Source organism: Lysobacter sp. Root983, assembly GCF_001429345.1.
Lineage (GTDB): Bacteria > Pseudomonadota > Gammaproteobacteria > Xanthomonadales > Xanthomonadaceae > Lysobacter.
This window is the reverse complement of record NZ_LMJO01000001.1, coordinates 901,344-915,862: the sequence shown is the minus strand read 5'-3', so window position 1 is coordinate 915,862 and position 14,519 is coordinate 901,344. Positions and strand designations below refer to the sequence as shown.

General features: G+C 66.4%; 12 protein-coding genes and 1 pseudogene. 11 read left to right on the top strand and 2 right to left on the bottom strand.

Annotated elements, in window-relative coordinates:
• Positions 1-18 precede the first annotated feature (18 nt).
• Complete coding sequence (locus ASE43_RS03985) at positions 19-1,632, top strand: XVIPCD domain-containing protein (protein WP_056175501.1); 1,614 nt, start codon at positions 19-21, stop codon at positions 1,630-1,632.
• A 507-nt stretch (positions 1,633-2,139) separates the two neighbouring features.
• The gene (locus ASE43_RS03980) at positions 2,140-3,336 is read left to right on the top strand and encodes a hypothetical protein (protein WP_057159526.1); all 1,197 of its coding nucleotides are present in this window, start codon (positions 2,140-2,142) and stop codon (positions 3,334-3,336) included.
• A 60-nt stretch (positions 3,337-3,396) separates the two neighbouring features.
• On the opposite strand, the gene asd is transcribed toward ASE43_RS03980, so the two are convergent.
• Both asd and ASE43_RS03970 read right to left on the bottom strand, forming a co-directional pair.
• Positions 3,397-4,242 carry an archaetidylserine decarboxylase gene (asd, locus tag ASE43_RS03975; protein WP_057159525.1) on the bottom strand — a complete coding sequence of 282 codons (846 nt, stop codon included), beginning with the start codon at positions 4,240-4,242 and terminating at the stop codon, positions 3,397-3,399.
• Positions 4,239-4,883, bottom strand: a complete 645-nt coding sequence (locus tag ASE43_RS03970) for an SCO family protein (protein WP_056175493.1) — start codon at positions 4,881-4,883, stop codon at positions 4,239-4,241. Before ASE43_RS03970 ends, asd begins: the two co-directional genes overlap by 4 nt.
• A 484-nt stretch (positions 4,884-5,367) precedes the next feature.
• On the opposite strand from ASE43_RS03970, the gene ASE43_RS03965 reads away from it, so the two are divergent.
• From ASE43_RS03965 to ASE43_RS03935, 9 genes and pseudogenes are all read left to right on the top strand, one after another.
• Entirely contained in the window at positions 5,368-6,168 is an 801-nt protein-coding gene (locus ASE43_RS03965; protein ID WP_235568643.1) for a DUF4141 domain-containing protein, read from the top strand.
• A 65-nt stretch (positions 6,169-6,233) separates the two neighbouring features.
• The gene (locus tag ASE43_RS03960) at positions 6,234-7,310 is read left to right on the top strand and encodes a type IV secretion system protein (protein ID WP_235568642.1); all 1,077 of its coding nucleotides are present in this window, start codon (positions 6,234-6,236) and stop codon (positions 7,308-7,310) included.
• Between the two features lie 35 nt (positions 7,311-7,345).
• Positions 7,346-7,852 (top strand): DUF4189 domain-containing protein, encoded by a 507-nt coding sequence (locus tag ASE43_RS21080; protein ID WP_162258746.1) that lies wholly within the window; start codon positions 7,346-7,348, stop codon positions 7,850-7,852.
• 1,964 nt (positions 7,853-9,816) lie between these two features.
• Positions 9,817-10,347, top strand: coding sequence for a hypothetical protein (locus ASE43_RS03955; RefSeq protein WP_057159523.1), 531 nt, complete (start codon positions 9,817-9,819; stop codon positions 10,345-10,347).
• A 128-nt stretch (positions 10,348-10,475) separates the two neighbouring features.
• The gene (gene prmB, locus ASE43_RS03950) at positions 10,476-11,405 is read left to right on the top strand and encodes a 50S ribosomal protein L3 N(5)-glutamine methyltransferase (RefSeq protein WP_057159522.1); all 930 of its coding nucleotides are present in this window, start codon (positions 10,476-10,478) and stop codon (positions 11,403-11,405) included.
• Positions 11,406-11,660: 255 nt separating this feature from the next.
• Positions 11,661-12,092: pseudogene (locus ASE43_RS03945) on the top strand (methyltransferase domain-containing protein); the annotation flags it as partial.
• A 5-nt stretch (positions 12,093-12,097) separates the two neighbouring features.
• Positions 12,098-12,250: a hypothetical protein gene (locus ASE43_RS21575; protein WP_157499650.1), complete on the top strand. Its 153-nt coding sequence runs from the start codon at positions 12,098-12,100 to the stop codon at positions 12,248-12,250.
• A 32-nt stretch (positions 12,251-12,282) separates the two neighbouring features.
• Entirely contained in the window at positions 12,283-13,389 is a 1,107-nt protein-coding gene (gene aroC / locus ASE43_RS03940; protein ID WP_056175478.1) for a chorismate synthase, read from the top strand.
• The gene (locus tag ASE43_RS03935) at positions 13,382-14,395 is read left to right on the top strand and encodes a D-glycerate dehydrogenase (RefSeq protein WP_057159520.1); all 1,014 of its coding nucleotides are present in this window, start codon (positions 13,382-13,384) and stop codon (positions 14,393-14,395) included. The genes aroC and ASE43_RS03935 overlap by 8 nt, the downstream gene beginning before the upstream one ends.
• Positions 14,396-14,519 lie beyond the last annotated feature (124 nt).

Below are 14,519 nucleotides of genomic sequence, written 5' to 3'. Positions count from 1 at the left end.
AGCCAAGGAGGCGACGCGATGAACGTACCCGCAGACCAAGTAGCGCCCGCCGCCGCCGCGCCGCGCCCGCTGACCGATGCCGAACTGCGCGCGGTGGCGTATTTCGCCATCGGCGTGGGCTCCGAAGGCAGCATCGGCGGGCGCGACGTATCCACGCGCCTGTCCTTCGCCGGCAACCGCGACGCCGATACCGGACGCATGTCCCCGGTCGGCAACAGCGGTTATTCCATCGGCACCCTGCAGACCGATCTGGGGCAGCACCCGGAAGTGATTCCGTCCCTGCTGAATGCCTACCAGGCCTGGGCCGCCACCCAGCCGGCCGGCACCGCGCTCAGCGCGGCGGAGCGTCGCCAGACCGCCGCCGACCTGGCTCGCAACGGCGACACCATCGACGCGCAGAACGGCCGGCCGATGGACGCGCGCATCGAACGCAACCTCAATACCTTCCTGCGCTCCGATGCCGGCGTCACCTACATCCACGATCGCGATGCGGCCCAGGTCGAGGAGTTGATGACCGGTACCCTGGCGCAGGTACGTCAGACCGCGCTGTTCCGCAATTCCACACCGGACGATCAGATCCGCCTGGCGGCCATGGTCGCCAAGGTCGAGAACCAGAGCGGCGATCGCTGGGCGCCGGGCCTGTTGCGCGACATGAACAACGGCACCCACGACAGCGTCGCGGACGTCAATCAGGCCATCGGCCGCATGCTGCGCGCCAACGGCGATTACATGGAGTCCGGCCGCGACGCCACTCTGGCCGGGGCCGAGGTGGTGGTCGCACTACGCAATGCCGATGCGCGCAGCCCCCTGCATACCGCGTGGCAGGGCGTGCTCGCCGATCCGCTGGCCAATCCTTCGCAATTGGGCCAGGACGCCACCCGTCCCAACCAGCGCGCCGAGTACACCACCATCAAGGAGCTGTTCCTGCAGAAGGAGCAAGCGCCGGCGTTCATCGATGCCCTGGACCGCGGCGCGGGCTATGCCTACGGCCGCCCGCAAGCCGAGGGCCGCAACCGCGCCACCGGCGGGCTGTACGCTCAGGGCGACGACTTCGTGCTTTGGAACCGCGACGGACCCGGCCGCGCCTACCTGGACGGGCAGTGGTCGGAGGTCGCGCGCAACGACCTCAGCCGCGTGCGCAACCGCGACGGCACCACCGACCTCAACCTGGCCCGCGACGGCAACGTCAGCCAACTGCTGCACGTGGACCCGCGCGCGCCCGGACTGCGCGCAAGCCTGGACGTGGATGCGCCGGTGGCGCCCGAGCGCGCGGACCATCCGCTGTTGCGGCAGGCGCGCGATCAGGGCCGCGGCCTGGACGCTCAGCTGGGCGCGGTGAGCGGCGATGCGCGCGCATGCCTGGATCTCAACGTGGCTTGCCTGGCCGCGCAGCACCGTTTCGACCGCATCGACCACGTGATGCTGGGACGCTCGCCGCCCGGGCAGGAGCCCAATGTGCTGGTAGTGCAGGGCGACCTGGGCGATCCCGGTCGCCGGATCGCATCGATGCCCCTGGCCGACGCGTTGCGCGGTCGCAGCGAAGAACTGCAACAGCGCCTGAGCGCCGCGCCCTCGCCGCAGAGCGAGCAGCAGGAGCAGCAGCAAAGCCAACGGGCCGCGCGCTCGATGTAGCGCCCGCCGGCGAGCGTCGCCGGCATCGCCGCTAACGATCGGCCGCCGATTCGCGATCGCCTGCGCGCCGCGGCCGGCGCTCACGGCGTTTCCGCCAGTGTCCGGCTTTTGCCGTGGCACTGGCGTGCGCGCAGGCCGATTCATCGTAGCGAGCGCCGATCCGTGAGCCAGGTCGGTCGCTACATTGGATAACGATTCGATTCGATTCGATTCGATTCGATTCGATTCGATTCGATTCGATTCGATTCGATTCGATGTGGTCGCTCCAATCGACGTTCTACGCAGCGTCAATCCGCAGCCTGCGCACATCTTTCCGCTTCCGGACTGCGCGCGAAAATTCGCATGCGTCACGCGGTAGGAAGTCGTCCGAAAACGGCGAGTAATCGGCCTTAGCCCAGCGCATACAGACGCTGCGCCGCCGGCGCGCAATCGCATCACTGTCGATACATCCACGCTGATCGCGCTCGCGCATCGCGACGACCGCGCTCGGCCTAAAGGAGCCCCGCCATGAAGCTCTCGCTGCCCGTTTCGCTGTTGAGTCTTAATCTGTTCGCCATCGGCGCCGCACAGGCCGCGCCACCGCGCTATCGCATCGATTACCTGCCGTCGCTGGGCGGTTCCAGCACCGCCACCAGCATCAACGACCTGGGCTGGGTCGCCGGCCGATCGACGCTGACCGCGCCCGCGCCGTCGCATCGCCACGCCGTGCTCTGGCGCAACCAGCAGATCACCGACCTGGGCACATTGGGTAGCCCGGAGCGACAGAGCGCCGTCGTCTGGCCGGTGAAGAACGTGCGCGGCATCGTCGCCGGCATCGCCGAAACCAATGTGATCGACAGCGAGAACGAGGACTGGAGCTGCTCGTCGTTCCTGCTCGCGCGGCCGGCCGGTACGCCGCGCTATCAGTGCCTGGGCTTCGTCTGGGAGGACGGACGCATGCAGGCCCTGCCGACCTTCGGCGGCACCCACGGTTTCGCCACCGGCGCCAATAATTTCGGCCAGGTCGTGGGCTGGGCCGAGACCGCGGTGCGCGACCCGGTCGGCTGCACGCTGCCGCAGAAGTTCCAGTTCCGCGCCGCGCTGTGGGAGCCGCGCCGCAACCGCATCCAGGAGCTGCCGCCGGTGGTGGCGGCCGGCGATACGGTGAGCGCCGCCACCGCGATCAACGACCGCGGCCAGGTAGTCGGCATTTCCGGCATCTGCGACGACGCGGTCGGCAAGTTCAGCGCGATCCGCGCAGTCTTGTGGGAGCGCGGCAAGCCGACGGTGTTGGGCGATATCGGCGGCGCGGCCTGGAATACGCCGATGGCGATCAACCCGCAAGGCGACGTGGTCGGCTTCGGCAATCAGTCGCTCACCGAGGAGGGAGCGCCGGACTGGGGCGCCTTCCTGTGGACGCGCCATGGCGGCATGCGCGCGCTGCCGAAGCTTGCTGGCCACCTCAATGCGCAGGCCAACGGCTTGAACCTGTGGCGGCACGCGGTGGGGCGTTCCTGCACGGATGCCAGCATGGCGGCCTGCGATGCGGTGCTGTGGCGCGACGGCGGCGTGCATCGCCTGCGCGATCTGATCGCGGATTTCCCCGCCGACGGTCCGCGCCTGACCACCGCGACCGACATCGACGATTTCGGCCGCATCAGCGGACAGGCGATCAATCCGCAGACCGGCGCCGGCATGGCCTATGTGGCTACGCCGATCTACTGAGCTACTTGGTGTTTGCCCAACCCCTCTCCGCAGTGGAGAGGGGTTGGCGCGCCGGCGTCTTCAGTCGGTCAGAGTGGCCAGCGCCTGCCCGAGCCGCACCGCCGTCTCCGCGGCCAGCGCCGGCGACAGCGCGGCCACGCCCGGCGGCAGCAACACGATCACGGTGGAGCCGTAATTGAAGCGCGCCATCTCGGCGAAACGGTCCAGCGCGATGTTGGCGCCGCGATAGTCCTTGACCGTGACGGTATCGGCGTAACGCGGAATCTCGACGCCGCTCCACACCGTTTCCACGCCCGAGACCAGCAGCGCGCCTACCATTACCACCGCCATCGGGCCGAAGTCGGTATCGAAGTGGCAGACCAGGCGTTCGTTGCGCGCGAACAGGCGCGGCACGTTGCGCACCGCGTCCGGACCGACCGAGAACAAACGCCCCGGCACGTGCACGGTTTCGCGCAGGGTGCCGGCCCAGGGCATGTGCACGCGGTGATAGTCCTTCGGCGACAGGTACACGGTCGCGTACACGCCGTTCTCGAACGGCTCGGCCGCCGCTTCGTCGCCCAGCAGCTCGGCTGCGGTGAAGGACTGGCCCTTGGCCTGGAAAATGTCGCCGTGCACGATCGGCCCGCACTGGCTGATGCGGCCGTCGGCCGGCATCAGCAGGCTGCGCGGATCGGGATCGGCCACGCGCGCCCCCGGCTTGAGCGCGCGGGTGAAAAAGGCGTTGAAGGTCGGGTAGGCGCGCTGATCGGATTCGGCGGCCTCGGACAGGTCGACGCCGAACTTGCGCGTGACCGTGTCGATCAGCCACTGCTTGACCGCCGGGCGGCTGGAGTAGGCCAGGGCGCGCGCGATCGACGACAGCGCGCGGTGCGGCAGGATGTAGGTGAAGGTGGTCAGCAGGCTCACGGCATGGCCTCGGTCAGGGCGGCCATGTCCGCGGCGATGGCCTTGGGATCCAGCGGCGGCTGGATCAAACCGGCCATGCGGCCTTGCGGGTCCAGTACCGCCATCGAGGCGCTGTGATCGACCGAGTACTGATTGGCCGGCACGCCCTCCGGCGGCGGCACCTTGGCGAACACCATGCTCAGCGATTTGGCGAAGCGCTCCAGCGCCGGCAGATCCGCGGTCGCGGCCAGGGTGTCCTTGTGGAAGGCATGCGCGTACTCGCCGATACGGTCGGGCGTGTCGCGTTCCGGATCGACCGACACGAACAGCACGCGCGGGCGCAGCGCTTCCGGGATCGAGGCCCACTGCTTCTGCGCTTGCGCCATCTCGCCCAGGGTGGTCGGGCAGATGTCGGGGCAATGAGTGAAGCCCAGGAACACCAGGGTCCAGTGGCCCTTGAGCTCGCCTGGCACCAAGGCGGTGCCATCGGACTGGCGCAGCGAGTAGGCCGGCAGCTCGCGCGGCGGCGAGAACAGGCGCACGGCCTGAGTCTGCGGCCACTGCGAGGGCGCGGCCGCACCGAAGTAGCGTTGCGCGGCCCACAGGCCGAGCGCAGCGGCCAGCGCGGCGACGAGGACGATGACGGTGGTGCGATTGAACATGGCCGGTCCGACAGGGGTATCCCCCGCATGATACCGGGCCGGCCGCGCAGGGCGGGTGCGGCATAGCGCCGCAGCGGGCGGGGGATCGGCCCGTCGTCGCAAGCCTGCGAGCAAGGAGGTTGGCGCTTGGGCGCCGATGGAACGGCTCGTACGCGCCGTTCCGTTCGCCATGAAGACAAAACTCGCCGTGTCCGCCCTTGCTTCGATTGTGAGTTTTGTTGTGGGTATTTATTCGGCGGAATTTGGTGATTATTTGTGTGATATGGCACGAATTATCAGTTGATTATCATCGGGTCGCTGAATAGTGCCTCGACCTAGTGGAAAACCCCTCTTGTGCTGGCGTCGCAAACTGGCGCTAATGTGATCAAGGTCGCGTTGTTGTTGGTTTAAGTCGCGATCTTAGTGGGTCAATAACTGTGTATTAATTCCACATTATTTTCTGTGCCAGCTCGGTCGCGAAATGAATCGCGAGAGGATGAATACGATGAAATGGAGCTTCCCGTCTTTGTCGCGCAAGCGCCGCTGCACCATCGCGCTACTGGCCGTTTGCGGCTTGGCGTCCGGGCCGGCGGCCGCGCAATGGATCGTCCAGGATCCCAGCCTGATCATGGGGCAGATCAGGCAGACCTTCGCCGACTCGCAAGAGTTCGCGCTCCAGGCGCAGCGCTGGGGCGAGACCTACAAGTCCTACAACGACACTTACAAGCACTATCAGCAGCAGTTGATACGTCTGCAGCGCCTGAACATGGGCGATCCGGAGATGGAGGACACCTTTCCCGAGCGCGATCTGAACTACGGGATGGCGGACAGCTGCCCCGCCAAGGGCAACGGCGAAGGCGGCGCGAGCAGCTTGCTGACCCGGGTGTTCACGGCGGCGCAGCCGAAGATGGACGGCAAAGTACTGGACGAGCAGCAGAAGATCTGCGAGCGCCTGGTTCAGGCGGAGAACGCCAAATACAACGAGTCCGTGCGCATGCTCAAGACGCTGATGAAGCGCAATCGAGAGTTCCAGGACGTGCAGCGGCAGCGCGACAACGTCGGGGATGAGCAAGGCGCGTTGGCGGCCAACGACAACGAGGTCCAGCGATTCGTGGCGCGCACCTCGATGGACCTCGACTACTGGCAGGCCCGCATGACCGCCTACCACAGCTACATCGAGTCCTTGAAGTGGGATCAGGCGCGGCTGGCCAAGCGTGCGATGCGTGGCAAGAAGGGGCAGGGCATGGGTGGCATCGTCGGTCAGGTCGTCCAGGCCGCTGCGCTCAAGGCCGCTCTGAAGCCCTGAGTCGCCGGTAGCGCGGGCGAATCGCATTTCATCGAACGGGGCTTGGCCCCAGCAGGAAGCTAACGATGCCAGCAGGGTTGCAATGGGGCAGCGGCTTTGTGGCCGCGTGGGAGGCCTGGTCGCCGCGCGCGGCCGGCATCGGCGAGTTCGCCTTCTTCAAACTGGTCAACGACTACCTCAGCGTCAAGGTCGACGAGTTCGGCTTGGAACTCATGGGACGCTTCATGACCTGGGCTACCGGCATCGCCCTGACCCTGGTGACGCTGTGGATCCTGATCGCCGGCTACCGCATCGTCACCGGCCAGTCGCGCGAGCCGATGATCGCGCTGGTCACCAGCATGACCCGGATCGCGGTGATCGTCGGCGTGGCCACCACCATGTCGGTGTTCGGCGGTGATTTGCATCGAACGTTCACCCAAGATCTGGATCGCGAAGTGCACGGGATGTTCACCGGCAATAGCGACCGTAGTTCGGCCGACGCGATCGACGAGAACCTGGCCTACATGCAGGTGGCCCTTAGCGCGATCGACGCGGTCCAGATCGTCGACGGCGACCAACAGATGTACGACGAAAAAGCCCGCGCGTTGCTGTTCGCCGGCTTCGGCACCGCCAGCCCACCGATGACGGCCGGCGCGATGCTGCTGCTCTACAAGTTCACCTTGGCGCTGTTCGTCGGCCTGGGACCTTTGTTCATCCTGTGCCTGATCTTCGATCAGACCAAGGACCTGTTCCGGAAATGGCTGATGTACGGTCTCGGTACCTTGTTCTCGATGGCCATGCTCAGCGCAGTGACCGCGATCGCCTTGGAACTGGCCTCGCGCGTGGCGGTGGCGCTGTGGATGGCCAAAGCGATCAACGGCATCCTCGGCACCGACGTAGAAGGCCTGACGACCCAGGCGATGCAGCAAGGCGGGATAGGGCTGCTGTTGACGGTGCTGATCATCACGGTGCCGCCGGCGGCTGCGATGTTTTTTCAGGGAACGCTCGGAGGGTTCAATCACTTCTCTGGTTTTCAAGCTAAATCTGATGCCACGTCGCAAGCGAAGGCCGCCTATCAACCGCCCATGCCCGCAGCGTCAAATCCAGACTCTGGTCGCACAGGTGGGCAAACCCTGCCTGGTTTAGGACCCAGAACTCCATAGGCGCACGGCCGTGATTGAGCTTCAAGGAGATGCATATGAAGTTAAAGGCGATCTTTGCTTTGGCGATTGCTTGCAGCGCCGTCTCAACCAAAGTTGAGGCTGAGGGGAACTGCCCCCCCGGTTACTATCAGTTGCCGGGCCCGACTCAGGGAGTCATCAACTGCGGCCCTGTTCCCGGCGACAACACCTCTGAAGCCGAGGCGAATGGTCCGCGCTGGGCCAGTCGATGGGGCGCTATCGCGATCGATGAGGGCAAAAGCAATGTCGGCGTAGGGGCGGCTGCGGCAATGAGCAGCAAGCGCAAGGCAAAACAAGCGGCGTTGGCGGAGTGCCGAGGGAAAGGCGGGCAGAAGTGTGAGATCAGCCTGATATACGACAATCAATGTGCCGTCGTCATTGCTGGCGTCGGCTACTCGAGGTCACACGGTGGAGCAACTGTAGAGATTGCAGCAGCACGAGGTTTGAAGATGTGTAATGAGGCTGGGACTAGTCAATGCCAAGTCTATTACAAGGCCTGTAGTCTGCCTCAGCAGATACGGTAAATTTCCCGCGCAGCCGCAACTCGACGTTTTGAAGCGGATAGAGACAGCGAAAACCGGGGCATTCAACAATCCAGCAAATACTCCCTACGGTGTTGCGAGCAGCCAGCCAGGACGGGATGAAGTCATCAATTCAAGAGGAAATCGCCGATGAAGATTCCACTCATTGTCCTCTTGCTGCTAGTCGTTGGGCCGGTAGGGATGGTTCGGGCGGAAGGTGGTACCTGCCCGCCAGGCTTTTATCCTCAGAACGGTCCCGGCGTACTGGGCTGCGCTCCAATTCCTGATGGGGGGGCGGGGTCGGGTGGGTCCGGTCCCAAGTGGGCTACGCGTTGGGGAGCGATTGCAACCGATGGCGCCAATGCCGCTTTCGGCGCGGCTTCCGACATACCGAGAAAGCGGGCGGCACAAAAGGAAGCGCTCGCTCAATGCAAGACGCAGGGTGGCAAGGCCTGCAAGGTGGATCTGGTCTACTACAATCAGTGCGCAGTGATGATCACAGGTGATTCAAAGTATTTGTCGCAAGGCGCGGAGTCCGTTCGGGTCGCGACAGAAGTTGGAATGAAGCGGTGCGGCGAGCTCGACGCGGGCTGCCGAGTCTACTATTCCGGTTGTAGCCTTCCAGTTCGAATCAGATGAAGTGTTCTGCTCAATCTGCCGAGAGAAGAATGCACCGATACCGACGACGCGGCCTCGCGGTCGTGTTGTATGTATCAATGAGTGGTGTTTCCGTTCGTGCAGAGGGCGGCTGCCCCGCAGGCATGATTCCGCATACGGGAACTTCCACCAATTCTTGCGGACCCATCCCGCCGGGCTACTACGGTGATGAGGCAGGCGGACAGAGCGTACGCTGGGCAAAGCGTTGGGGAGCAATCGCGGCGGACCCTAACGCACCCAGCTTGGGTTTCTCGACCGGTTTCGCGAGCAAAAGGGCCGCGGAGAGGGCCGCTCTGTCGGACTGTCGGGCGAAGGGGGGAGTTAAGTGTCTAGTTGATATCGCGTACTACAACCAATGCGCAGCTTTGGTTGTTGGGAAGGCGAAATTCAGCGTGGCGCGCGCTGCTACTGCGGAGGCAGCGGTTGCTTTGGGTGCCCGCGACTGTGAAGGGGTTAGCGAAGGCTGCAGGGTGTTCTACAGCGACTGTAGTTATGCTGAGCGTGTGCGTTAATTGAGCATGGTTTTGCCGTCTGGCGACTCTTCTCTGCTTCATCTGCTCGGCGTAGGGAGCATCGAGAAGCGCGCTCAAGCAGTGAAAAAACGGCGGCTGTGAGTGCGGGCGCATGGCGCGGTGGATGGGGCACGGAAGGCCTGCCAGGCCTGTTGTCAGGGCATAGTCAGATCATCGGATGCAGCATCGGAGAGATGGATCAGGCCATGAGTACAAAACGGCAGGTATGCCTGGGTGTTGCTCTGTTGGCTCTGAGCTTCAACGCAGCAAGCGATGGGCAATGTCCTGACGGATTTACGCAAGCTCCCGGCCCCATGACAGGCGTTATAAATTGCGTTCCATTACCTGCGGCGAACGACCCTGGAAACGATGTGAGCGGTCCCAGGTGGCAAAGCCGATGGGGCGCGATCTCGTTTGATTATGGGGCTAGCAATGTCGGGGTCGGGGCTTCGGTTGCTGCCACCAGCAAGCGCAGAGCGAAGAGCGAGGCCTTGGCAGAGTGTCGAGCGAAAGGCGGGAAGGGTTGCAAGGTCAACCTTGTATACGACAATCAGTGCGCTGTCGTGATCGCAGCAGTCGGTTACTCGCGTTCGCATGCTGGGCCCACGGTCGAAATCACGGCCGAGCGGGGCATGAAGATGTGCGAGGAAGCGGGTTTCAACGATTGTCAGGTCTACTACAAGGCCTGCAGCTTGCCCGAACAGATTCAGTAGATTGGATGCTTGTAAGGGAATGCGGTTCTGGAGTTAAAGTGAACCGTCAGGTGTCTTAGCAGGGACGCAGGGTAGTAGGCAGGCCATGACCGAAAAAGACTCCGCCGGCAGTACCAACCCGGACTTCGACTGGTCCGCCTCCGTGCGCATGGTCGAAGGCGGCGTGTTGGCCGGCTTCGCGGTCCTGTTGCTGGCGGTCGCGGTGGCGGTGCTGGGGATCAGTGGGACCAACCTGAACGTCGTCGAGTTGTCCAAGTGGGGCGCGATCACGGCCGGGATGCTGCAGATTCGGGCCTCCGTGCTGGCGACCTGTCTGGTGGCGCTGGCGGGCCGGCGCCTGCTGGATGGCTCGGGGCAGGGGGCGGCGGCGGGTGGGGCGCGGTCCTTGCGGGCGGCCAGGAAGCTGGTCGCGATCGCCTGGTTGCTGGGACTGGCCATGGTCAGTCTGCCGCTGATGATGGAACTGCCCCTGCATGTGCCCGAGACCGGGCTGGTGTTCGGCCTGCTGTTGCTGGCGGGGGCCGCGCAGGTCGCGGTCGGGGCCATGGTCTACCGGTCGCTGGTGTCGGCGGTGGCCGCGCAGGCGGATGCTGCAGCCTACGAATTGAGTCTTTAAGCGCCGCCGGCGGGGTGCGGCTGGCCGGGTGATCCGGTCCGCGAGTCCCGCCGCGCCTGGAGCGCGGCAGCCGTGGCCGGGCGGCGGGCCGCTATAATGCGCGGCCCTGTTACGTTTCCGGATCCGCCGTGCCCTCCGCCACCTTCGAGCAACTGACTGTCATCGACCTGATCCGCTACGGCGCCAGTCGCTTCAATGGGGCCGGGCTGACCTTCGGTCACAGCTACGACAACGCCCTGGACGAGGCCACCCAGTTGGTCCTGCATGCGCTGCACCTGCCGCACGATCTGAGCCCGGTCTACGGCGCGGCCAAGGTCACCACGGACGAGAAGGACGCGGTGCTGGCGCTGTTCGAGCGCCGCATCGGCGAGCGCATCCCGGCCGCCTATCTGACCGGCGAGGCCTGGTTCGCGGGCCTGAGCTTCAAGAGCGACCGCCGCGCCCTGGTGCCGCGTTCGCCGATCGCCGAGCTGATCGAGTCGGGTTTCGAGCCCTGGCTGGGCGGCCGTCAGGTCGAGCGCGCGCTGGACCTGTGCACCGGTTCGGGCTGCATCGCGATCGCGACCGCGCACTACCACCCCGATTGGCTGGTGCACGGCGCCGACATCAACGACGACGCGTTGGCGTTGGCGGCCGAGAACAAGGCCCGCCTGCACGCCGACAACGTCGAGCTGCGCAAGTCGGACCTGTTCGACGGCCTGCAGGGCGAGGTTTACGACCTGATCGTGACCAATCCGCCCTACGTCACCAACGACGAAACCGACGCGCTGCCCAAGGAATACTCCTATGAGCCCGAGCTGGGCCTGCGCGCCGGCGACGACGGCCTGGACCTGGCCCTGCGCATCCTGCGCGACGCCCCGGACCATCTGAGCGAGCACGGCCTGCTGATCTGCGAAGTCGGCGAGGCCGAGCGCGCCCTGGTCGAGTTGCTGCCCGAGCTGCCGCTGGCCTGGGTCGAGTTCAAGGTCGGGCAGATGGGCATCTTCGTCGCCGAGCGCGGCGATCTGGTCGAGCACCACGCCCGCATCGCCGAGCTCGCGAGCCAGCGCGGCGGCTGATCCGGGCCGGCATGGACAGGAAGGCGCGCATACTGGCTCCGCTCGATGCGCGCGGCCGTGGTCTGGAGATCGGCCCCTCGCACAACCCGGTCGCGCCCAGGCGCGAGGGCTACGACGTCGAGGTGCTGGACCACGCCGATCGCGCGGCGTTGGTGCACCAGTACCGCGATCGCGGCGTCGACCTGGACGCGATCGAAGAGGTCGACTTCGTCTGGACGGGCGGCCGCTATGCCGAACTGACCGGCGCGGAGCGCGCACTGCGATGGGGTCATCGCCTCGCATGTGATCGAGCACGTGCCCGATCTGGTCGGATTCCTCCACGACTGCGACACGCTGTTGCGCGAGGGCGGGGTGCTGTCGTTGGCGGTGCCCGACCAGCGTTACTGCTTCGACCGCCTGCGCGTCCTGACCGGGCTATCGCTGCTGATCGACGCGCACCTGCAAGGCCGGCGCAATCACAGCCCGGGCCAGGTCGCCGACTACTTCCTCAACGTGGTCAAGCTGGACGGGCGGATCGCCTGGGACGCGGCCTTGGCGGCGGGGCGCTCGCTGAGTTCGGTCGAGTTCGTGCACACTGTCCAGGACGCGAATACGGGCATGGACGCGGTGCGCAGCACGATGCCTATCTGGATATCCACGCCTGGTGCTTCACCCCGAGCTGGTTCCGCCTGCTGCTGGACGATCTGAACCGGTTGGGCCTGGTGGCGTTGAGCGAGCGGTCGTTCAGCGCCACCCAGGGCCACGAGTTCTACATCGCGCTGTCCCGCGACGGCGCAGGCCCGGACCGCGACCGCCTGGCGCCGATGCGCGAGGCCGAAACCGAAATGGCGGCATGCGCGCTGTGAAACGCGCGCGCCGCGGCTGACGAGAGAGACGCATGTCGAACAACACCTTCGGCCGCCTGTTGCGGGTCACCACCTTCGGCGAGAGCCACGGCCCGGCGATCGGCTGCGTGGTCGACGGCTGCCCGCCGGGGCTGGCGATCGCGCCGGAGGAGTTCCGCCACGACCTCGACCGCCGCGCCACCGGCAAGACCCGCCACACCTCGGCGCGGCGCGAGGCCGACGAGATCGAGATTCTCAGTGGCGTGTACGAGGGCCGCACCACCGGTACCCCGATCGCGCTGCTGATCCGCAACACCGATGCGCGCAGCAAGGACTATGGCTCGATCGCCGAGCAGTTCCGTCCCGGCCACGCCGACTACAGCTATTGGCAGAAGTACGGCCTGCGCGATCCGCGCGGCGGCGGGCGCTCCTCGGCGCGCGAGACCACCATGCGCGTGGCCGCGGGCGTGATCGCCAAGAAGTGGCTGGCCGAGCGTCATGGGGTGCGGGTGCGCGGCTTCATGTCGCAGATCGGCGAGATCTTCCCCAACGGCTACGACCTCGGCGTGGTCGAGGACAATCCCTTCTTCTGGCCCGACGCGGCCCAGGTCGCCGAGCTGGAGGCCTTCATGGACGCGCTGCGCAAGTCCGGCGACTCGGTCGGCGCGCGCGTGGACGTGATCGCCGACAACGTGCCGCCGGGCTGGGGCGAGCCGATCTACGGCAAGCTCGACGGCGAACTGGCGGCGGCGCTGATGAGCATCAACGCGGTCAAGGGCGTGGAGATCGGCGACGGTTTCGCCGCGGTGGCCGCGCGCGGCAGCGAGCATCGCGACGAGATGTCGCGTACCGGTTTCGCCTCCAACCACGCCGGCGGCATCCTCGGCGGCATCAGCACCGGCCAGCAGCTGCATTGCTCGACCGCGTTCAAGCCGACCTCCAGTCTGCGCCTGCCCGGGCGCGGCCTGGACGTGCACGGCAACGAGGTCGAAGTGATCACCACCGGTCGCCACGATCCCTGCGTCGGCATCCGCGCCACCCCGATCTGCGAGGCCATGGTCGCGCTGGTGCTGATGGACCAGGCCCTGCGCCACCGCGCCCAGTGCGGCGACGTGGGCGAAGTGACGCCGCGCATTCCGGCCGGCGACGCCGATGGCTGAGCGTCCACGCGTCTGGGTCTCGCAACCGCTGTTCGCCGACGTCATCGGGCGGCTGGACGAGCACTTCGACGTGGTCGGCACCGCCGCGGTCACCCAGCACAGCCCGGACGCGATCGCCGCGGCCCTGCGCGAGGCCGACGGCGCCCTGGTCACCCTCAACGACGCGATCGGCGCGGCCCAGGTGGGCGGCGCCTCGCGCCTGCGCGCGATCGCCAATGTCGGCGTGGGCTACAACAACCTCGACCTGGCGGCGCTGAGCGCGGCCGGAATCCTGGCCACCAACACCCCGGACGTGCTGACCGAGACCACCGCCGACTTCGGTTTCGCCCTGATGATGGCGACCGCACGGCGAATCACCGAGGCCGAGCGCTGGCTGCGTGATGGCCACTGGCGTCAGTGGAGTTTCGAATCGCTGCTGGGCGGCGACATCCACGGCGCCACCCTGGGCATCCTCGGCATGGGCCGGATCGGCCGCGGCATCGCCCGGCGCGCGTCCGGCTTCGGCATGCGCGTGCTGTACCACAACCGCAGCCGCCTGCCCGACGCGGTGGAACGCGAACACGCCGCCGAGTACGTCGGCTTCGAAGCGCTGTTCGAGCGCGCCGATCACCTGGTCCTGGTGCTGCCGTATTCGCCGGCCAATCATCATCTGGTCGACGCGGCCGCGCTGGCGCGGCTACGCCCGCACGCTACCCTCACCAACATCGCGCGCGGCGGTCTGATCGACGAAGCGGCGCTGGCCGATGCGCTGGCGGCCGGGCGCCTGGCCGCGGCCGGCCTGGACGTGTTCGAGGGCGAGCCGGCGGTCAATCCGCGCCTGCTGGCGCTGCGCAACGTGGTCCTGACCCCGCATATCGCCAGCGCCAGCCTGGCCACGCGCCGCGCCATGGTCGCGCTGGCGGTGGCCAATCTGATCGCCGCGCTGGACCGCGGCCCCGACGCCGGGCGTCCGCCGTCGCCGCTCAATGCCGAGGCCCTGGCCGGCGGCGGAAAACGCAGCGCCTGAACCCCGCGCGCGCGTTGCGCGCGAATGGAACGCCGATTCGCGCATTGGCGCCGCGCTTAGCCGATAATCGAGGAGCCGGGATTCGAGATTGGGGATTCGGGATTGGTAGAGGCGGGGCCGCGTC